A 22,073-nucleotide genomic window follows, 5' to 3' on the forward strand; every position below is an offset into this window, starting at 1 on the left:
GATGAACGAGCGAAAGCACGTTATTATATTGGGCGGCGGCATAACAGGTTTAGCCGCTGCCTTTTATGTTCAAAAATATGCAAAGGAAACAGGGGACCCGATAACATTTACAGTGGTCGAAGGAAGCAACCGTCTTGGTGGCAAGATCGATACGATTAAAGAAGATGGTTTTGTGCTAGAGCGAGGTCCAGATTCCTATCTTGCTAGAAAAACAGTAATGACAGAACTTGTTAATGACGTTGGTCTAGGCGATGATTTGGTTTCTAATGAAACGGGTCAAGCTTATATATTGCATAATATGCAGCTTCATCCAATTCCTGAAGGTGCTGTGATGGGAATACCGACAAAAGTGATGCCGTTTGCGACCACGCCTTTATTCTCTGTCGCTGGTAAAGCAAGAGCGGGGTTAGACCTTGTCCTTCCTAAACGGAAAAATGCGCAACAAGATGTTTCGGTTGGCCATTTTTTTAGAAGACGTCTTGGTGATGAAGTGGTTGATCGGCTGATTGAACCTTTGTTATCTGGGATTTATGCAGGAAGAATCGATCGACTTAGCCTGCAATCCACGTTTCCACAATTTGTAGAAACGGAAAAGAAATATCGAAGTTTAATCTTAGGCATGAAAAAGACGCAGCCTAAGCAAGAGAAGACACCGATTCAGAAAAAGAAAAAAGGTGCTTTTTTAACACTAAAAGGCGGATTATCCTCTTTCATTGAAGCTCTTTCAAAAGCAGTACCTGAAGAAAGCATTAAGACAAGTGTTCACGTTAAAGCTGTCGAGCGTTTAGAAGACGGAACCTATTCAGTGGTGATGGAAGATGGTTCGGTAATGAAAGGTGATCATGTAATTGTCACAACACCTTATCATGTTACGAAAAAACTTCTTGGTGAATCTCTGTTTCCTGCTGGTTTTCACGACACGAAGCCAACTTCAGTAGCAACGGTTGCGATGAGTTTTAATGAAGAAGACGTGAACTTTAGTCTTGATGGAACAGGTTTTGTTATTGCTAAAAGTGAAGATACATCTATAACGGCGTGTACGTGGACGAGCAGAAAATGGCCGCATACGACTCCAGAAGGTAAAGTGGTTCTTCGTTGTTATGTAGGGCGTGCAGAAGATCAAGACATCGTTCAACAACCAGATGAAGTTATTTTGGAAAAAGTATTAGATGATTTAAAGAGGATCATGGGAGTTGATAGTCGTCCGGAATTCTACCATGTTTCTCGTATGATTGATTCGATGCCGCAATATGAAGTTGGGCATAAAGAGTATGTAGAAAAGCTCAGAACTACCTTTCAAAATGAGTTGCCCGGCGTGAAACTAGCCGGAGCTCCATATGATGGTGTGGGATTGCCAGATTGCGTGAATTCAGCGAAAATGGCAGTGGAATCTCTTTTTTAGCGTTAGGGTAAATTGCTCTTTTGAAGTGGTTGATTTCCGTTCCAGACTGCTCGCTTTCCGCGGGGCTGTCGGTGAGCCACTTCAAGGGCTTTTTTTGTGTATCGTGGTATTTCAGGGAAGTTCGGAAGTGCTAAATTTGTCGAGGATTGTAGACTCGTGGATAAAGGGCAAAAACTTTTGGATTGAGAGCCAAATCTCGTGGATAAACAGCCCGAATTTCTGGATTGTGTGCTGAATTTTCAGGATTAAATGAGTTGAATACCCAGACAGGTATATGTAACGACCCGTCTGGGGGGACAGAAACTACACCTTCTTTAACCTTAATAGACTAAAATTAGCCTCTTCCGTAAAGATTAAAATGCTTTTACTGCTAAATTCTTAATAAAAGGTTGATATCGTAAACTTTCTTGTCTTAAAAATGGTTAAATTTAACCCCAGTATGCTCACTGACCGCAGGCTAGTGTTGAGCCCCTTTGAAAGTTTGACTTTCAAGGAAGCATACATGCTCCTGAGTCTACAAGTAACTGCTGCTGAAGCGTCCTTCCTCGTTTTATGCTTGCTAGTAGTCTTTGTGAACTTTATGGTTGTACTTTGAAGACTAAAACAAATGAAGAATTAAACGACAAATGGATATGTTTGTCGTTTTTTATATTTTCTTGTAGAATGTTTCTGCTATACTGTAGGGAGAAAAAAAGGAAGGGGGAAGCGCTTTGCAAGCATTTATTGAGCCGTTATTTGTAAATATTGCAATCATATTTTCATTTACACATCTTTTGAACATGTTCTTTCCCCTTCATCCTGGTGTTATTCCGAGTTATAAGAATCAAGTCGTCTTTGGCTTGATCAGTGGTGCGGGTGCACTGGTTTGTATGCTGTTTCCGATCGAAACATTGAAGGATTCTTTTTTTGATCTTCGAAATGTCCCGATTATGATCGTAACGCTGTATGTGGGCTGGCTTCCTGGTGCTATCTGCTCGTTGATTGTTGCCATCGCTAGAATAGCAGTAGGTGGAGAGTTAGCTTGGCTTGGTATTGTTTTAATCTTATTAGCTTATGTGGTTTGCGTGATCTATCATGGATTTTTTGATGAAGATAAGCGCAGATGGATTTCTGCCATTTATATTGCTCTTGTTTATACATTATTTTACATGTTGTTCATTCATACATATCTTGATTTTCTAACGATTGATTTTTATCTCGTCTATTTCTCGAGCTTTTTGATCGCTTTCTTTTCATGTATCTTCTTAATTGAAAGACTTGTTAAGATTAATATGCAGCTGAAGGAAACCGTTTACTTAGATAAGCTGGCAGTTGCAGGACAGATGGCAGCAGCAATCGCGCATGAAGTTAGAAATCCGATGACGACAATTCGTGGAATGATTCAGTTTCTTGGCAGCACGACAACTGATGCTAAGCTAAAGGAACATTCACCACTCTTAATCGAAGAACTAGATCGAACGAACAAGATCATCACAGATTATTTGTCCATGGTGAAGCCAGATGTACCAAAGCTTGAGACCGTACCACTTGAAAAAGTGTTAAGAGATGTTATTGCGCTTACAGCCCCATATGGAGCGATTAATAATGTCGAGGTCACCGCTAGTCCATTAGGCTCTTACAATGTGTGCATTGATGAACCAAAACTTAAGCAAGGTTTAATAAATATTATCAAAAACGGGATAGAAGCGATAGAAACGGGTGGCACAATCCATCTGTATCGCTATAAAGTTACAAAAAGTAGGATTACGATAGCGATCGAAGACAATGGTAAGGGTATGACAGAAGAAGAACTTGAACAGATTGGATTGCCTTTTTATACAACGAAAGCAAAAGGTACGGGTTTGGGTATGATGGTAACGTATAAACTGATTCAAGATATGGACGGAAAACTTCGGTATGAGAGCATACTTAATGAAGGCACCAGAGTTCTTTTAACCTTGCAGTTATCCACGAAACGAAATATTGTTAATGGTGAGGAGGTGGGATGATGGACCGCAGAAAAAGTATTCTAGACGCAGCAGAGCGTTCTTTTTCTATGTTTGGCTATAAGGCGAGTACAGTGGATCAAATCGCTAAGATTGCAAACGTTGGAAAGGGAACAATCTATACTTTTTTCGCAAACAAAGAAGAATTATTTTCGGAAATTATCACAAACTTAGTAGCAGAGACGAAGTTAGCGGCATCTTCTGCAATAAAAGAAGATCGCCCTTTTTATGAGAACCTGCATAATGCTTTGTATGAAGTCGTTGAACTTCGTAAAACGCATAAGTTAGCGGTTAAACTTTCTCAGGAAGTGAAAGAGTTAAATACTTCACCTGTAACTGAGGCTCTGCAAAGGATCGAAAAAGCGGTATTGAATTTTGTTCAAAAAGAGTTGGATAAAGCAGTCGAAAAAGGCGAGATCAAAGAATGTCATACAGATATTGTGGCGTTTATGATGGTCAAGGTATATATCGCACTTATTTTTGATTGGGAACGTGATCATGAAGCTCTTCAGAAGGAAAAAATGCTTGAAGTGCTGGAGATGTTTGTAATGGATGGTTTAAGGAAACCATAGTATTGCAGAAGCAAGAAAAACGTGTTACATTAAGTTGTGACCAAATTTCTATTTCGGTCATTTTCGAAAAAGCGGACTGTAAGAGTCTCTTTTTTTACCGTAAAATGACCAAGTGACTAAATTAGTCATTTAGTATTAGGAGGAGTGAACAACTGTGCTAAAAAGTATCGGAGCTCAATTTAAAGCAGTTTTTTCAAACAAAAAAATTGCTGTACCGGTCTTAGCAGTTCTATTTATACCTGTGTTATACAGCGGAATGTTTCTATGGGCGTTCTGGGATCCGTATGACAAGATGGAAGATCTGCCGGTGGCCGTAGTCAATCAAGACGAAGGGTATGAATATAACGGTGAGAACTTAACCGTTGGAGATGAGTTCGTAAAAAAACTCAAAGAAAATCCACAGTTTCAGTGGAAATTCGTTAGCGAAGAAAAAGCAAAGCAAGGTTTGGAACATAACGATTATTATATGATGATCGAGATTCCGGAGAACTTTTCTGAAGAAGCAACTGCTTTATCAGGAAACTCCAAAAAAAAGCCTGAGATTATTTATACACCGAACGCTGGCTTTAACTTTCTAGCAGCACAAATTGGCGGAACAGCCGTTGATAAAATGAAAGAAAGTTTGTCGAATGAACTTACAAAAACTTATGCTGAAGTCATGTTCGATCAAGTTGAACAGTTGGCTGGAGGGTTGGAGAAAGCAGCAGATGGCTCTAATCAAGTAACGGATGGATTAAAAAAAGCAGCATCTGGTAGTGGTGAGCTAGCTTCTGGAATGGAAGCAAAAACACCACAGATTAATGAGTTAAAAGATGGAGCTATGCTTTTTAATTCAAAAATGACCGAGTTTGATAATGGAATCGATAAATTGCTTGCTGCTCATAAACAACTAGCAGATGGGCAAGGTCGACTGAGTAACGGTGCACAAGCTATAAAAGGTGGACTGAGCCAAGCGACAGCAGGTTCTGAAAAAATTAAGAATGGAAGCTTAGCTCTTCAAGGCGGTGCATCTAAATTATCGACTGGTGCAACAACGCTCACAGGTTCAGTTAATGAATGGAACGCAGGTGCTCAAAAAGCAGCAGCAGGTTCAAAACAACTAGAACAACAAATTAATGCACTGATTCAAAACCAAGGAAACATGTCAGATGAGCAGATGGCAGCATCCTTAAAACAGCTTGCAGCAGCAAGTAATGGTATTAATAACGGCTTAGATAGCTTAACAGCAGCAACAGGTAAAATCGCTGGAGGAGCGAATGAACTTTCTGCAGGAGCAAAGAAGCTAAGTGATTCACAAACGGCAGTTGCAAAAGGAGCAGAAGATCTTCATAACGGTCAGCTTAAACTAGTTGACGGAGTCGATCAGCTTGCAAGTGGCCAGGCAAAATTAAATGAAGGTACGCAAACGTTCCAATCTAAATTAGGCGAAGCGGCTAACGGTAGTCAACAACTGTTAGGTGCGAGTGGAAAGTTAGCTGATGGAACTAACACTGTTGCAACAGGCTGGCAAGAAGTTACGGGTCATGTGAAGGAGATTCATAACGGTGAACAAAAGCTGCTTGATGGAAGCGGAAAACTATCTTCTTCATTAAGTGATGCAGCGGACAAAACTGGTGAGCTTGATCCAGACAGTGACATGTTCGAACGAATCGCGAACCCTGTTTCTGTTAAAACAAAAAGCTTTTCTGATGTTCCGAACTACGGAACAGGCTTTGCTCCTTACTTCTTATCATTAGGTCTTTTCGTAGGAGCATTGTTAATGTCAATTGTATTCCCATTACGTGATAAAGCTGGACACCCACGTTCAGGATTCAGCTGGTTTGCTGGTAAGTTTACTTTCTTAGCAGTGGTTGGTGTCATTCAAGCACTGATTGCGGATGCTGTATTGATATATGGTCTAGGAATTGAAGTAAGTAACTTAGGAGCGTTCCTTGGACTAAGTATCATCACGAGTCTTACTTTCTTAGCACTCGTACAATTACTTGTTACGGTGCTTGGAGATCCAGGCCGTTTTGTAGCGATTATCATCTTAATCCTGCAACTCACAACGAGTGCAGGAACATTCCCGTTAGAGCTTATTCCAAACGGCCTACAAGGATTTAATGCTTGGCTTCCAATGACATATTCCGTTTCAGGCTTTAAAGCGGTAATCTCAAGCGGAGATATGGACAGCTTTACCTTTAATCTATGGATTCTCGTAGGCTTCATGGCGATCTGTATGATTGGTACATGGGCTTACTTTGCAAGTCAGTTTAGAAAAAAGAATAACGCAGATGAAGGTTCAGTAGCATAAATTAGTTAAACACCTGAGAGGATATTATCCTTTTAGGTGTTTTTTTTTGAATAGCGCAACAATCGCTATCAGATATAACAAAAAACTTATAAAAAAGAAGTTTTCAAGCAAGCAAGCAAGGGAAACATAAATTATGGACATTCTAATGGATGCAGCTTATTTTATGTAAACGTAAAGGAGAGAACCCAACTTGATAACTTTCAAAAACGTAGGGAAAACGTACCCTGACGGTTTTGAGGCCTTGAAAAATATTGACTTTCAAATTAATGAAGGGGAGTTAGTAGCATTAATTGGGCCTAGTGGTTGTGGGAAGACAACGACCATGAGAATGATAAACCGTTTGATCGAGCCTTCTAAAGGAACGATTCTCATTGATGGAGAAGATATTGCAAATAGAAACCCCGTTGAGCTGAGAAGGAATATTGGATATGTTATCCAGCAAATTGGTCTTTTGCCTCACATGACGATAGAAGACAACATTTCACTCGTACCTCGTTTAAAAGGGTGGGAAAAAGAAAAATATGACGGCAAAGTTGATGAATTACTAGATTTAGTTGGATTAGATCCTAAAACATTCAGAACAAGATATCCTTCTGAGCTAAGCGGTGGTCAACAGCAGCGTATTGGTGTTATTCGAGCACTTGCTGCAGAACCCCCTATCATTTTAATGGACGAACCATTCTCCGCACTTGATCCGATCAGCCGTGAACAGCTGCAAGATGAACTCGTTAAGTTGCAAGATACGATCAAGAAAACAATCGTATTTGTTACACATGATATGGATGAAGCTATTAAGATTGCTGACAAGATCGCGATTTTAAATAAAGGAGAAATCATTCAGTTTGATACACCGGAACGAATTTTGCGTCACCCGGCTAACGATTTTGTTAAAGGGTTTATTGGAGAAAACAGATTGTCTGCTGATGAATCGTCCATGCCAGAAGCCGTAGATCTTATGAGACCAAATCCAATTACGGCGAAAGTAACGAGAGGTCTTGCAGAATCATTAAAAATGATGAAGAGATATGGAGTAGACAGTCTCTTGATCACCGATCAGCAAAACAAGCTTCTTGGAATTACTACACTTGATAAAATTGAACAGCATTATCGTGAAGAAGAAAAGACAATTGGTGATCTAATGGAAAAAGAGATCATTACGGTCGATGTTTCCACTACTTACACAGATGTTGCAGAAATCTTTGCGACCAATGGTGTTCACATGATTCCTGTGCTTGATAATGGAAAATTAGTTGGTCTAATCACACGTGCTTCCATGATGCGCGGTTTAGCAGGATTAAATATTTCCGCACAAAAACCTATTGAGGGAGGTGCGGGCATTGAATAATTTTTTGATAACTATGAAAGATACTTTTGTTAACAGATGGCCAGAAATTCTTACTGGTCTTCAGCAACACTTATTTTTATCACTTGTTTCAATCTTGATCGCTGCAGTGATCGCGGTTCCTCTAGGAATCTTTATTTCTAGAAGAAAAACGGTTGCTGAACCTGTTATAGGGGTTACAGCCATTTTCCAAACGATACCGAGTTTAGCATTGTTCGGGTTTTTACTGCCTGTATTCGGAATCGGTAGTACAACTGCTATCATTGCACTTACTGTTTATGCACTCTTGCCTATCCTACGCAACACCTACACTGGAATTACGGGTGTAGATAAATCAGCTGTTGAAGCTGGTAAAGGTATGGGTATGACTAATACTCAAATTTTACGAATGATCGAACTGCCGTTAGCTCTACCGATCATCATGGCTGGTCTGCGTACAGCAACCGTGTTAACCATTGGAGTAGCAACACTTGCTGCATTTATCGGTGCAGGTGGATTAGGTGATCTGATCTATCGTGGATTATCAACAACACGAAATGAGCTCGTTCTAGCAGGTGCGATTCCAGCTGCATTGCTTGCGATCGTGTTTGATTTTATCCTAAGACGAATTGAGTTAGCTACTGAGCCTAAAGCATCAAAAAAACGTGGCTCGTGGAAACTGCCTGTGCTTATTGGGGTACCAGTAGCAGCTGTTGTATTATTCTTTGCACTTCGTGGTGGTGGTGAAGAGGATGCAATCGTAATCACAGGTAAGAAGTGGACAGAGCAATATATCCTTCCATATGTGATATCTGAATATATAAAAGACAAAACGGATTACCCTGTTCTCGTGAAAGAAGCGATTGGTGAGACTCCTATTCTTACGGAAGCAATCAAAAAGGGTGACATCGATCTTTATGTAGAATATACAGGTACAGGTTACTTAACGATTCTTAAAGAAAAATACGACCCAAGCATGAAGCCTGAAGAGATTTATGACGCTGTAAAAGAAGGATATTCAAAAGAGTATGATCTGAAGTGGACGAAGCCGCTCGGTTTTGAAAACACGTATGCGCTAGCGTTAAATCCTGATACTGCGAAACAAGTTAATGTAAAGTCGATTTCTGAACTAGCACCGAAGTCGAACCAGCTTACATTCGGAGGTCCTACAGAGTTCTTTGAACGTGAGGATGGTTACACCCCATTTGTGGATACGTATAACCTAAACTTTAAGGATAAGAAGAGTTTGGATCCGAACTTAATGTACTCTGCTGTAAAAGAAGGTAAAGTTGATGCGATTCCTGCATATACAACAGATGGAAGAATCGTTCGTTTTAACTTAAAGACGTTGGAAGATGATAAGAAATTCTTCCCTCCGTATTACGCGGTACCTGTTGTAAGGGAAGATACGTTGAAGAAGTATCCGAAGCTTGAAGGTGTTCTCAATGAGCTTGAAGGGAAGATCTCAGAAGAAGATATGGCAGAAATGAACGCAAAAGTGGATCTTGATAAAGAAGATCCGCGTGAAGTAGCGCAAGAATTTCTGAAAAGTAAAGGATTGATCAAATAAGATAGAAAAATGGACTCCTTCGGGGGTCCATTTTTTGTTATGTTGGTTGGTTTGAAAGGGGGGAGCAGGTTCGATTAAGTCTTAAAGTTAACTAATTAAGTCAAAACAGCATCCAATTAAGTCGAAACTGCAACCAATTAAGCCGAAAACCAGACCAATTAAGTCTTAAATTAAAAATAAAGGCCATTCGACAATCTCGCATCCCGTAGAAATCAAAAAAAGCCGGTCCCTCAAAATCAGGAACCGGCATCATCTTATAAAACCTTACTCAAAAACGACTTCGTGCGTTCATGCTGTGTGTTGCCAAACAATTCAGATGGTACGTTCTCTTCCACGATATAACCACCATCCATGAAGATCACGCGGTCACCTACTTCGCGTGCAAAGCCCATCTCGTGTGTGACTACGACCATTGTCATTCCTTCACGGGCTAGGTCTTTCATTACTTCTAAAACTTCACCGACCATCTCTGGATCGAGTGCGGAGGTTGGTTCATCAAAGAGCATGATCTTCGGGTCCATTGCAAGGGCGCGTGCGATTGCAACACGCTGCTTCTGACCACCGCTAAGCTGAGAAGGATAAGCATTTGCTTTATCTTGCAAGCCTACTTTTGCGAGTAGTTTTAACGCTTTGTCACGGGTTTTCTCTTTATCGGCGCTTTTTACTTTAAGAGGAGCAAGTGTCACGTTTTCTAAGACTGTTTTATGAGGAAAGAGGTTGAATTGTTGAAAAACCATACCAACATCTTCCCGAATTTTATTAATATTCGTTTTTGAATCAGTGATATCCGTTCCGTTCACGATGACTTGTCCACCTGTGATGTCTTCAAGTTTATTGATACAGCGGAGAAATGTACTTTTTCCTGAGCCAGAAGGGCCGATCACACAAACAACTTCTTGTGCTTTTATTTCTGCATTAATATCCTTCAATACCTCAAGATCACCAAAGGACTTTTTTAAATTTTTTACTTTAATCATGGTCTGGCTCCTTTCAAAGATCAAAACAAAATCGTGTATGTATTTTATCATAATTTCGGTTGAATCGTTGTAATTCCTGCTTCCAGTGAAATCTTTAATTACAAAACTTTCTGAAAAAAAGGATTGACCTGTGAATATTCAGTGAACTATACTCTGATTATGAAAACGATTTCATGAATTCGATTCCACAAATGTTTTAAGAGGAGAATCTGATGGCAACCATTCAAGATGTGGCGAAGAAAGCAGGATTATCCCGCACAACTGTCTCTAGGGTGATCAATGAACATCCTTATGTGACTGAAGAGAAGAAACGTCTCGTAACACAGGCGATGCAAGAACTGAATTATGTACCTAATTCATCAGCAAGACGATTGAGGCGACAGCAGACAGAAACAATCGCTGTTTATGTGCCTCGGATCACGAACCCATTTTTTAGTCATCTAGTTGAAGTGATGGAGAAGGAAGCTGCAAAAAAAGGCTATCAGCTGATTTTGTGCCAGACCCGTTATAAGAAAGAGCAAGAGCGGAATTTCTTAGAGCTTTTAAAAACAAAGCAAGTAGATGGTCTGATCTTAACATCCATAGAAAACGATTGGAGTGAGTTTGAACCATACTTATCGTTCGGCCCTATTGTCGTTTGTAACGAATATTCAGACTCTGCTCAAGTACCTTCCGTCTACTTAAACCAGATAGAAGGAAGCTATCTAGGAACGAAGCACTTGATCGATCAAGGATACACGAAGATCGGGTATTGCACCGGTAACCACAAAAGCTCCAGAGTTTCCAAAGACAGAAAGATCGGATTCTTACAAGCGCTAGATGAAGCGGGAATCATGATGAAGGAAGAGTGGTTCTTTTACAACGCCTATAGTGTGCAGGACGGCTTTGCTTCATTTAAAAAATTGAGTGAGCTGGATGATCGGCCACAAGCGGTTTTTACAGGAAGTGATGAAGTAGCAGCAGGTATTGCGAAAGCGGCGTTTGACGCTGGATGGAAAGTACCGGAGGACCTCGCCATCATCGGCTTTGATAATCAACCTCTGGCAGCATTAATGGACTTGACGACGGTCGAACAGCCGATCGACACCATCGCTAAGCAAGCCATGAATTTGATGGTAGAAGCGATTCAGGCAAAGAAGCCATTGAGTCGAAAAGAAGTAATTCTGCCATTTCAGCTAGTCAAACGATCCTCGACTTAACATTTTTACAGGTAAATGAAATCGTTTACAAAACAGGAGATTAGGGGGAAACACAATGAAGAAGCTTAAGAAAATCTCAAAAGTGATTTCTACTTCACTAGCGTTGTCACTTGTACTTGCAGCTTGTTCGGACAAAGAAGAAGGAAGCAGCAGCAGTAACAAATCTGGCGGTGATAAAGACGAAAAAGTAACGATCGTCTATGCACGTGGTAAAGATGATACACAAGGTACAACAGCAATGGTGGAAGCTTTTGAAAAGAAATACCCTAACATTGATGTGGAATTTAAGGAGATGCCTGCTGATACAGGTAAGCAGCATGATGCATATGTAACTGCATTTAATGCTAATTCAGATGAGATCGACGTTATTGATCTTGATGTAATCTGGCCGGCTGAATTTGCGCAAGCAGGATTCTTAATGCCGCTAGACCGCTTTATGGAAAAAGACGGAATCAACCCAGATGATTATAACCAAGGAGCTATTTCAGCTGCTAAATTTAAAGGTAAGCAATGGGCGCTTCCTAAGTTCATCGATGCGGGAATGCTTTTCTATCGCACAGACTTAGTTGACGAAGGTTCTGTTCCAAAAACGTGGGATGAGCTGTTAGCAAAAGCGAAAGAAACGAAGGGACAAGGCGGAACACAATTCGGCTACTTGATGCAAGCGAAGCAATATGAAGGTCTTGTGTGTAACGCGGTTGAATTTATCGCTTCATATGGCGGAGAAATCATCGACGAAAACGGTGAAGTTAAAGTTGACTCTCCAGAAGCAATCAAAGGGATCGCTAAACTTGTTGAAGTTGTAAACTCTGATGTTGTTCCCCAAAACGTAACAACGTTTGCAGAGCCTGAGTCACATACTGCATTCATCAATGGTCAAGCTGGTTTGATTCGTAACTGGCCGTACCAATTTGCACTAGCTAACGATGAAAAGCAATCTAAGATCGTAGGTAAAGTAGGGGTAGCTCCACTTCCGGCTGGTGATGCAGGATCTGCAGCTGCGCTTGGCGGCTGGATGGCTGGTATCAACAAAAACACGAAGCACCCTGAAGAAGCTTGGAAGTTCTTAAGCTTTATGGCTGGTAAAGAAGGACAAAAGATCGACGCGATTAAAGGTGGGCACGCACCAACAATCCTTTCTCTTTATGAAGACCAAGAAATTTTAGATGCGAATCCTTACTACAAAGATGAAGGATTTGTAAAAGCGCTTGAAGCAGCTGTATCTCGTCCGGTAGCACCAAACTATCCAGAGATCTCTGACATCATTCAAGTTCAAGTCTCCCAAGCTGTAGCTAAAAAAATCACACCTGAACAAGCAGCTAAGAACATGCAAAAAGAAATCTCTGAGAAACTTGTAAAGTAAGATAGTAAATGGATAAGGGGCACGTCTTTCTGTTAGAGAGGCTCCCCTTACTTTTATAACTGGTATCGATTCCACAGAGTGAAATGGATGGACGTAACAGCGCCCGTCCGTCGATTGCATTCGAATAGTAAGGAGCTGACACGTTTGAAACCTGATTTAATGCCTAACAACCAAAAGCCTATAGCAGCAAAAACGAAACAAAAGGCAAAGAAAAAACGCTCAGACCGTTCTCTAGGCTACATGCTGATCGCCCCGTCGATGATCTTGATTTTAGTAATCGCAATTTGGCCGGTTTTTCAATCTTTCTATTACAGCATGTTTGATCTACGACTGAACAATCCAGCGAAATCGGAAGCGTATGTTTCGTATAAAGTGAATCTGCAAACCTATTTAGATAATTATCCATTCCTGATCAGTTCATTAGAAGATGAAGTAGAGGAAGCAACAGGAAAAACAAAAACAGAGCTTGAAGCGATTAAAACAAATCTTGAAAAAGTAGATGCAGAATTAAAAGCTGATGGAGAACTAAGTAGCAAATATGATGAAGTAGATGAGAAGCTGACTGTGATGGAGCCGATCAGTGAAGAGCTCGCTGTATCTGATTTGGACAAAGAGGTAGCGCTCGATCTTGAGAAAGCAGTTACAGACTCTTCCGAACGAATAAGAGAGTTAAAGAGTGAACTACAAAACCCGGAAGACGTGATCGGACTTTCTGCATCATTAAAAGATTCAGTCATCACGCCCAACTTTATCGGACTTAAGCATTATAAAGAAAATCTAACAGATAGCCGTATGTGGAAGGCGATTCAAAACACGACTGTCTTTACAATAATCTCTGTATTTGCAGAGCTCGTTATCGGACTCGCGATAGCATTGCTTATAAATAAAGCTTTCTTTGGTAGAGGACTTGTCAGAGCAACCATCCTCATTCCATGGGCGATTCCAACCGCTGTTTCAGCATTCATGTGGAAATATCTATATGATGGACAAAATGGAATCGTAGCCAAAGCTTTTGCAGAGATCGGATTGTTTGACCAGATGACGGATATGCTGACAACAAGCACGGGCGCTATGTTTGCGGTCATTTTCGCAGACGTATGGAAAACAACGCCTTATATGGCACTCTTGTTATTAGCAGGGCTTCAAACGATTCCAAGTTCATTGTATGAAGCAGCAGCGATTGACGGAGCAAGCAAGTGGAAGCAATTCTTAAAGATTACGCTGCCTTTGTTAAAGTCTAGCATTCTCGTTGCTTTGTTGTTCCGTACTCTAGATGCGTTCCGTGTGTTTGACTTAATCTACGTACTTACAGGTGGAGGTCCAGCAAACTCCACGGAAACGATATCGATTCTGGCTTACAAAGTCATGTTTGCACAGACCAATTTCGGTGAAGGTTCGGCGCTGTCGGTTATCGTCTTCATCTGTGTAGCGATCATTTCTATGATCTACATCAAGTTTCTTGGACGAGACCTTTTAAATGACAAATAAAAACGGAACAGCTAAAGGAGTGAATAGGAAATGAACAAAAAAGCAGGCCCAATGTTTTACGTATTCTTAACATTGTTTGTCTTCCTTGTCATGTTTCCGTTTTTATGGGTACTGGCAAGCTCGATCAAACCGGTTGCGGAACTGTTTGGCGACCGTGCGTTCATACCGTTTACAAACAACATGACAGGTGAAAACTATGAATCTGTATTTGTTAACTATCCATTTTTAAAATATTTATGGAATAGCTTAGTCGTGTCAACGATCACTACTGTGTACGCAGTGCTTGTTGCGAGCTTTGCAGCTTATGCCATCGCACGATTAAACTTTAAAGGGAAAACAGTCATCCTTGGATTGGTGCTGTCTGTATCGATGTTTCCGCAGATCGCAACGATTTCACCAATCTATATCGTATTGAAAAACTTAGGTTTAACGAACAGCTACCTTGGTTTGATCATTCCGTATACGACGTTCACGTTGCCGTTATCCATCTGGCTTCTTGTCACGTTTTTCCGTAAGATCCCGTTTGATCTTGAAGAAGCTGCAAAAATGGACGGGGCATCACCGATGCAAACGTATTGGCGTGTGATCTTGCCGTTAGCGATACCAGGAATCTTCACAACAGCGATTCTTGTATTTATATCGGCGTGGAACGAGTTCCTGTTCGCGTTAACGATCAATACGGATGATGAGTTCAAAACCGTTCCGGTCGGGATTGCAATGTTTGAAGGACAGTTCACGATTCCATGGGGAGAAGTAACAGCCGCAACGGTTATCGTAACGGTGCCGCTTGTAATTATGGTTCTGCTTTTCCAACGCCGAATCGTATCAGGATTAACTTCAGGTGCGGTAAAAGAGTAGTTTGGTATGTAAACCCTTGCTAAAAAGCGGGGGTTTTTCTGTGTCATCGTTTCAAGATGTTCATTCTTTAATAATAAATATATTTATAGATAGGGATATATTTTCTAATTTGTATTATGGCTTATGGAGATCTACAATAGGTATTGTTAGAGAAATAACTTACTTTTTGTTAGGAGGAATTAGACAATGTCTAAACATATATTAATGGTCGTTACAACGGCTGATAACATGAACAACGAACATTCCACTGGATTATGGCTTTCTGAATTTGGTGAAGCGTATGTGGAATTCGCCAAAGCAGGCCATACCATTACGGTTGCTAGTCCTAAAGGTGGAAAAGCGCCTGTAGATGACCGTAGCTTAGAAGGTGAAGTGCCTCAAGAGATTCTAGACACAGCTAAATATCTTGAGAACACATTAAAACTAGAAGAGATCAATGAGCTGAATGGTTTTGATGCGATCTTCTTGCCAGGAGGTCATGGAACCATGTTTGACCTTCCAGAAAACTTAAAACTGCAAGAGGTCATCCGCGACCTTTATGAGCAGAATAAAGTAGTAGCAGCGGTATGTCATGGTCCTGCAGGTCTAGTTGGTGTGAAACTTTCTGACGGCACACCATTAGTATCAGGAAAAAAAGTGACTTCATTTACAGATGCTGAAGAAGTGGCAACAACTCTTGATCAATATATGCCATTCTTGTTAGAAACACGCATGCGTGAACTAGGTGCTCATTTTGTCGCTGCTGAAAATTGGTCAGATCATGTACAAAGAGATGGACAACTCATTACCGGTCAAAATCCACAATCTACAATTTCTGTGGCTAAAGAAGTTTTGAAGCAGTTAGCATAAATAAGGATAAACCTGCAGACCTTTATTATAAAAGGTTTGCAGGCTTTATTTTTTGTGAACATTGAGAATCTTGAAAAGCTTTCAGAGAGACATGTTAAAGGCAAGATTGTTTGTAAGCTTGTTTAAGGAGATGATTTTTTGTCAATTACAATTAACGCTATACTCGAAGCAAAACCAGGTAAAGAGGATGCTTTGCGCGAAGAATTAATTAAGGTTGTACAAGCATCACGTAAAGAAGAAGGATGTATCAGCTATACCCTGCACGAATCTACTGAGAACCCTGAGACTTTCGTGTTTTATGAAAATTGGCTTGATGAGGATGTGCTCACAAGGCATATCGAATCCGATCATTATAAAAACTATCGAACTAACATTGAAATGCTTGTTCAAAAAAGAGAAGTATACCGCTTAAGCATCATTGATCTATAGAACAAAATTCTGCATCGTTTCTCATTCAGATCGGTGCAGTTTTTTTGATGATTTTTTGAAGGGAGGTAATTTTTATGATTGATTTTGAATGGTACAGAAGTTTCATTAGCATCTACAAACACCGTTCTGTTTCTGCTGCTGCAAAAGCTAGAATCTTAACACAGCCTGCTATGAGCCAGCATCTAGCAGCATTAGAAGCAGAAATAGGAGAGCCTCTATTTATTCGTGCTCCCCGCAAGATGATACCGACTGACAAAGGAAAAGAGCTGTATACAAAGATCGTTCCACTGATCGAGAATTTAGAAAATACGACACTTCAAATGCTTCATAGCTCTTCTGGCAATGGGCGTTCACCAGTAATCCGAATCGGTTCGCCTGCAGAATATTTTACGATACGAACTCTTCCTAAAATAAGAGATTTGAATATTCGTTTTTTATCTCGATTTGGAGTAGCAGGTACGTTACTTGAAAAGTTAGAAAAGGATGAAGTGGATCTCATTCTGACGACTCAAAAAACGCAGCAGCAAGGAATTGAATATCAAAAACTTGAAGATGAAGTGTTTGTTGCTGTGGTACCACCAATCTATGAAACGGATATAGGAAATGCCGCTGAAATAGAGCAATGGCTAAACAATCAGAACTGGCTGAGTTATGGATTGGAACTTCCTATTATAAGAAGATATTGGCGTGATCATTTTAAAAAGCGGCCAGATTTTCAACCTTACCACGTTATACCCGATTTAAGATCGATTTTAGCGGGCATCGAAAATGGATTGGGAATGAGCATACTTCCCACGTATCTATTCGAAAAATCATTGCTAGAAAATCGTGTGAAGGTATTATTTCCTGAGCTAACAACAGAAAATACCATTTATGCCGCATATAAAGTAGAACATAAAAACAACCCTATATTAGTAGAAGTACTAGAGGCACTTAAACGCAAAAACTAGTGTAAAGAGTGGGGCATTGTGTAAACTAGTAAATAAAAAGCGGAGGATTAGGGTTATGAAACTAACGGTCATCGGATATTGGGGTGGTTATCCTGCAACGGGTGAAGCCACATCGGGATACCTTCTTCAGAGCGGAGGATTCAATCTGCTCATCGATTGTGGAAGCGGCGTGCTCTCACAACTGCAAAAGTATATACAGCCAGAAAAACTAGATGCAGTTGTTTTATCACATTACCATGCAGATCATGTGGCTGATGTTGGAGTTCTTCAATACAGTCGTCTCATTCAGTCATTTTTACAAAAAGGAATACAGACACTTCCGATCTATGGTCATGATAAGGATCAAGACGGTTTTCGTTCTCTCACGCACGGGACTAGCACAAAGGGAATTTCATATGATCCAGATGCAGTGTTGAAGGTCGGCCCTTTTACGATTACGTTTCAGCTGACTAAGCATGCAGCTGTTTGCTATGCGATGCGTATTACAGATGGAAAGCATACGATCGTATACACGGCAGATACAGCGCTCACTCCTGAACTTGTTCCGTTTTGCCAATATGCAGACTTGTTAATCGCAGAATGTAACTTTTATAAAGGGATGGATGGAAGCGGTCCTGGCCACATGACATCAGAAGATTGCGGCAAGCTAGCACAGGAGTCTGAGGCTCGTGAACTGCTTCTCACACACCTTCCTCATTTTGGTCAGTTATCACAGCTTGTCACAGAGGCAAAAGAGGTGTATAACAATAAAGTGGAGCTTGCCTCTTCCGGCTGGACGTGGGGAGCTTAAAGATAGGGACTGAAAGAGGAGAGAAATATGCTTTTTATTGATAATGAAAATATTACAGACCCAAGAGTGAATCTAGCTATAGAAGAGTTCGCTTTAAAACATTTAGACATCAATGAAACGTATTTGCTTTTTTATATAAATGAACCATCGATCATCATCGGTAAGAACCAGAATACCGTTGAAGAGATTAACGCGGACTATGTTCGTGACGAAGGAATTCATGTGGTTCGTCGTTTGTCAGGTGGCGGTGCTGTGTATCATGACCTCGGAAACTTAAACTTCAGCTTTATTACGAAAGATGACGGTAATTCGTTTCATGATTTCAAGAAGTTTACTGATCCTGTTGTAAAAGCACTGAAAAAACTTGGTGTGAACGCTGAATTAAGCGGACGAAACGACATTTTGGCAGACGGTAAGAAAATTTCCGGCAACGCACAGTTTTCTACGAAAGGCCGTATGTTTAGCCACGGAACATTACTTTTTGATTCTGAAATCGAGAATGTAGTATCTGCCCTAAACGTACGTATGGACAAAATCGAGTCAAAAGGAATCAAGTCCATCCGCAGCCGTGTAACAAATATCCGTGAGCACTTGGATAAAGATATGACGATGGAAGAGTTCAAACAGACACTTCTTGCGTATTTATTCGAAGAGTTAGATTCTGTTCCAAAATACGAGCTGACGGAAAAAGACTGGGAAGAAATCCGTAAAATTTCAAGAGAACGTTACGCAAACTGGGAATGGAACTACGGCAAGTCACCGAAGTTCAATGTGGAACTTTCAAATCGATTTGCAGCAGGCTCAGTTGATATCCGCCTTCACATCGTCAAAGGAATCATTCAAGAAAGTAAGATTTTTGGAGATTTCTTCGGTGTAGGTGACGTATCAGATATCGAAAACAAGCTGAACGGTGTGCGTTATGATCGTGAGGCGATTGAGGAAGTGCTTGAAGACCTTGATCTGAGCCATTACTTCGGGAATGTAACGCGTCAGGAGTTCCTTGATCTATTATATTAGGAAGAAAACCGCCTTTTTATGGGCGGTTTTTGTTGTTTATATCGTTTATAAGTCCTCTGTTTCATTTTATTAGTCTTCAAAAAAATTTATAAGTCTTCAAATTTTTTTCTAAGTCCTCAGGGACAATTTATAAGTCTTCATCATTTCATCTGCAGTCGCGTGTCTAAACGGCTGTTTCAGCACTCAAAATCAGTCCAGCTTCAATGACCAGCCCCTCGAGGTCACATTCTTTCCTGACCAGGATACAAAAAACGTATCCCATTCAGGAAATGTTGTGCTTTTACCACAGGCACAAGTGCAACATCCGATTGTAAACTACACAAACGGTGTTTTCTATGTCGGGGCTTATCAGTCATTTCAGCTTTGTATTTTATCCGGCTTCAACAGCCAGACACTCGAGGTCACTTTCCACTTTTCTTGTGACACAAAGAGCGTGTCTTCAGAAAAGAGTAAAGTGCTGGTCGTGTCTGATCGGCTGTTTCAGCACTCAAAATCATTTGACAGAAAATTATTATAAATGATAAGCTGAAACCAAATACATCACACAATAATTAGATAACGGTACAAAAACGTCATATTTTTTTAATCTCAATTGTAATCGCTTACATATTATAAAGGGAGATGAAAGAATGATCCTCCATCCACAAGTGGAATGTATGAGTCGTGATGAAAAAGAAGAGTTGCAGCTTCATCGGTTAAAGCAGACGGTACACAATGTTTACGAGAATGTACCTTTTTATAAAAATGCATTTGACGATAAAGAAATCCGCCCTTCGATGATTGAATCGTTAGAAGATCTTCAAAGACTTCCTTTTACCGTAAAAAAAGATCTTCGAGATCATTATCCCTTTGGACTTTTTGCAGTTCCTCAAGATCACCTTGTCCGACTGCATGCATCATCTGGCACGAGCGGTAAGCCGACAGTAGTTGGCTATACAGAAGGGGACATTGACAGGTGGAGTAACATGGTAGCGCGTTCTATAGCAATCGCAGGTGGAGAGCCCGGGCATGTGCTTCACAACGCCTATGGCTACGGGCTTTTTACAGGAGGACTCGGACTTCATAACGGTTCAGAGCGACTAGGCATGATTACGGTTCCTGTATCGGGTGGTAATACAGAACGCCAGATACTATTAATTGAAGACTTCAAACCACAGGTGATCTGCGGTACACCTTCTTATATACTAACGATTGCTGAAAAGATGGAGGAGCTAGGAAAAGATCCGAAAGCGACTTCGATAGAATACGGGATATTTGGTGCAGAGCCTTGGTCTGAAGAGATGCGTGCGACTCTTGAAGCGAAGCTTGGCATTAAAGCGATGGACATTTATGGATTGAGCGAAGTGATGGGGCCAGGTGTTGCGATGGAATGCCATGAGGCACAGGATGGCCTTCATATTATGGATGATCATTTTTTAGCTGAAATCATTAATCCTGATACGCTTGAACCTATGCTTGACGGTCAGTATGGCGAACTTGTGTTTACGAGTTTAACCAAGGAAGCTTTCCCAATTATCCGATATCGTACAGGAGATATTGCTTCTATTAACCGTGTTCCTTGCAGCTGCGGAAGGACTTCCATACGAATGAGTCGTGTTAAAGGCAGGATTGATGACATGATCATCGTTCGTGGAGTTAACGTGTTTCCGTCTGAAATTGAGAACTGTCTTCTTTCAATAGAGGATATCGTTCCACACTATCAAGTTCACATTCTAACAGAAGGTTTAAAAGAGCATATCGAACTTCATGTTGAGATGACTGAACAACTTTATGCTGTAACAAATGGAGACGAAGATCATGAGGCGACTCATCTGTTAAAAAAGACGATCACAAAGAAAATTAAAGATACCTGTCTCGTATCCATGAATATTAAAATGTATCCACCAAAAGGGATTCCTCGTTCTGAGGGGAAGGCGATTCGAGTCGTCAGGAAAACACAGAAAAAAATGGGCGTATAATGTCTTTTCAATCGTATGACGATAATTTATAATTACGGTAAATAAACGTAATATAATAGGAGGAGAACAACATGACAGTTGGTATGAGTTTTAATCAGCTTAGTGAAGAAGAGAAAATGACACATTTTCTTGATCGGATCAACGCCGGTGAAAAGATCGAACCGGATGACTGGATGCCGGAAGATTACCGTTTGCAGCTGATTCGTTTGATTTCGATGCATGGCATTTCGGAAATTATGGGAGCGCTTCCAGAGAAGGAGTGGGTACCTAAAGCACCTTCTCTTCACCGCAAACTCGCGATTATGGCTAAAGTTCAGGATGAGATGGGGCACGGACAGCTCTTGCTTCGTGTGGCAGAAGATTTGATGGCACCTCTTGGCAAGAACCGCCACGACATTATGGAAGATCTTTTTTCAGGCAAATTAAAGTTTCATAACGTGTTTCATATGGATGCACCAACTTGGGGAGATGCCGGAATCATCGCTTGGCTTGTGGACGGTGCGGCAATTATCTCTCAGAGCATGATGCTTGACTCTTCTTATGGTCCATACGCTAGAGCGTTGAAGCGTATTTGTGCAGAAGAAGTTTTTCACGCACAGCATGGTGAGAGCATCATTTTAGCGATGGCAGAAGGAACACCGGAACAGCGTGAAATGTTACAGGATTCATTAAACCGCTGGTGGGAATCACTGATCATGTTCTTCGGACCAAAGTCAGCAAAAGAAACCGGAAATTCAAATGCTGATAAGAACATCATGTACAAAATTCGTACAAAAACAAACGAGGATCTCCGACAAGAGTTCTTCACCAAATACATTCCGCGTATTTGGTCGCTTGGGCTTACCATTCCTGACGATACGATCCGTTTTGATGAAGACAGTCAAATGTGGATCTATAAGGATGCTGACTGGAGCAAGTTCAAACAGATTGTTTCAGGTAACGGCCCACAATCACAGAATCGTTTAGATCTTCGCCGTCGCTCATACAAAAATAACGAATGGGTACGCGCGGCACTCGCTGCTAAAAAGGCGATCTAACAGCGGAAAGGAGAG

At 40.8% G+C, this 22,073-nt stretch carries 18 protein-coding genes; 17 read left to right on the forward strand and 1 reads right to left on the reverse strand.

The window, feature by feature from the left end; all coding sequences use genetic code 11:
* Position 1 precedes the first annotated feature (1 nt).
* The 6 genes from hemY (at position 2) to P4V41_RS14685 (ending at position 9,143) form a co-directional block, all read left to right on the forward strand.
* On the forward strand, positions 2-1,402 hold the full coding sequence (hemY, locus tag P4V41_RS14660) for a protoporphyrinogen oxidase (protein WP_328085801.1): 1,401 nt from the start codon (positions 2-4) through the stop codon (positions 1,400-1,402).
* Between the two features lie 710 nt (positions 1,403-2,112).
* On the forward strand, positions 2,113-3,390 hold the full coding sequence (locus P4V41_RS14665) for an ATP-binding protein (RefSeq protein WP_328085803.1): 1,278 nt from the start codon (positions 2,113-2,115) through the stop codon (positions 3,388-3,390).
* Positions 3,387-3,959 carry a TetR/AcrR family transcriptional regulator gene (locus P4V41_RS14670; RefSeq protein WP_328085805.1) on the forward strand — a complete coding sequence of 191 codons (573 nt, stop codon included), beginning with the start codon at positions 3,387-3,389 and terminating at the stop codon, positions 3,957-3,959. Before P4V41_RS14665 ends, P4V41_RS14670 begins: the two co-directional genes overlap by 4 nt.
* 154 nt (positions 3,960-4,113) lie before the next feature.
* Complete coding sequence (locus tag P4V41_RS14675; protein ID WP_328085806.1) at positions 4,114-6,252, forward strand: YhgE/Pip domain-containing protein; 2,139 nt, start codon at positions 4,114-4,116, stop codon at positions 6,250-6,252.
* 190 nt (positions 6,253-6,442) lie between these two features.
* Entirely contained in the window at positions 6,443-7,597 is a 1,155-nt protein-coding gene (locus tag P4V41_RS14680) for an ABC transporter ATP-binding protein (protein WP_328085807.1), read from the forward strand.
* Entirely contained in the window at positions 7,581-9,143 is a 1,563-nt protein-coding gene (locus P4V41_RS14685) for a glycine betaine ABC transporter substrate-binding protein (protein ID WP_419181321.1), read from the forward strand. Before P4V41_RS14680 ends, P4V41_RS14685 begins: the two co-directional genes overlap by 17 nt.
* 254 nt (positions 9,144-9,397) lie before the next feature.
* Here the strand turns inward: P4V41_RS14685 and P4V41_RS14690 are convergent, their stop codons facing one another.
* Positions 9,398-10,120, reverse strand: a complete 723-nt coding sequence (locus tag P4V41_RS14690) for an amino acid ABC transporter ATP-binding protein (protein ID WP_328085809.1) — start codon at positions 10,118-10,120, stop codon at positions 9,398-9,400.
* Positions 10,121-10,332: 212 nt separating this feature from the next.
* Between P4V41_RS14690 and P4V41_RS14695 the strand changes: the two genes are divergently transcribed.
* From P4V41_RS14695 to paaA, 11 genes are all read left to right on the forward strand, one after another.
* Positions 10,333-11,319 carry a LacI family DNA-binding transcriptional regulator gene (locus P4V41_RS14695; RefSeq protein WP_328085810.1) on the forward strand — a complete coding sequence of 329 codons (987 nt, stop codon included), beginning with the start codon at positions 10,333-10,335 and terminating at the stop codon, positions 11,317-11,319.
* 55 nt (positions 11,320-11,374) lie between these two features.
* Positions 11,375-12,682, forward strand: a complete 1,308-nt coding sequence (locus P4V41_RS14700) for an ABC transporter substrate-binding protein (protein ID WP_328085811.1) — start codon at positions 11,375-11,377, stop codon at positions 12,680-12,682.
* Positions 12,683-12,841: 159 nt separating this feature from the next.
* Positions 12,842-14,170: an ABC transporter permease subunit gene (locus P4V41_RS14705; RefSeq protein ID WP_328085914.1), complete on the forward strand. Its 1,329-nt coding sequence runs from the start codon at positions 12,842-12,844 to the stop codon at positions 14,168-14,170.
* Between the two features lie 30 nt (positions 14,171-14,200).
* Positions 14,201-15,028, forward strand: coding sequence for a carbohydrate ABC transporter permease (locus P4V41_RS14710; protein ID WP_066391426.1), 828 nt, complete (start codon positions 14,201-14,203; stop codon positions 15,026-15,028).
* Positions 15,029-15,214: 186 nt separating this feature from the next.
* Positions 15,215-15,877, forward strand: a complete 663-nt coding sequence (locus P4V41_RS14715) for a type 1 glutamine amidotransferase domain-containing protein (RefSeq protein ID WP_328085812.1) — start codon at positions 15,215-15,217, stop codon at positions 15,875-15,877.
* Positions 15,878-16,015: 138 nt separating this feature from the next.
* Positions 16,016-16,306: a putative quinol monooxygenase gene (locus P4V41_RS14720; protein ID WP_328085813.1), complete on the forward strand. Its 291-nt coding sequence runs from the start codon at positions 16,016-16,018 to the stop codon at positions 16,304-16,306.
* Between the two features lie 74 nt (positions 16,307-16,380).
* Entirely contained in the window at positions 16,381-17,256 is an 876-nt protein-coding gene (locus tag P4V41_RS14725) for a LysR family transcriptional regulator (RefSeq protein WP_328085814.1), read from the forward strand.
* Between the two features lie 55 nt (positions 17,257-17,311).
* Positions 17,312-18,046 carry an MBL fold metallo-hydrolase gene (locus P4V41_RS14730; RefSeq protein WP_328085816.1) on the forward strand — a complete coding sequence of 245 codons (735 nt, stop codon included), beginning with the start codon at positions 17,312-17,314 and terminating at the stop codon, positions 18,044-18,046.
* A 27-nt stretch (positions 18,047-18,073) separates the two neighbouring features.
* Positions 18,074-19,063 carry a lipoate--protein ligase gene (locus P4V41_RS14735; protein WP_328085817.1) on the forward strand — a complete coding sequence of 330 codons (990 nt, stop codon included), beginning with the start codon at positions 18,074-18,076 and terminating at the stop codon, positions 19,061-19,063.
* A gap of 629 nt (positions 19,064-19,692) precedes the next feature.
* Positions 19,693-21,021 carry a phenylacetate--CoA ligase family protein gene (locus P4V41_RS14740; RefSeq protein ID WP_328085818.1) on the forward strand — a complete coding sequence of 443 codons (1,329 nt, stop codon included), beginning with the start codon at positions 19,693-19,695 and terminating at the stop codon, positions 21,019-21,021.
* A gap of 71 nt (positions 21,022-21,092) precedes the next feature.
* Positions 21,093-22,058, forward strand: a complete 966-nt coding sequence (gene paaA, locus P4V41_RS14745; RefSeq protein WP_328085819.1) for a 1,2-phenylacetyl-CoA epoxidase subunit PaaA — start codon at positions 21,093-21,095, stop codon at positions 22,056-22,058.
* The last annotated feature ends 15 nt before the right edge of the window (positions 22,059-22,073 follow it).

Source organism: Fictibacillus nanhaiensis (assembly GCF_036213205.1).
GTDB classification, from domain to species: domain Bacteria; phylum Bacillota; class Bacilli; order Bacillales; family Fictibacillaceae; genus Fictibacillus; species Fictibacillus nanhaiensis_E.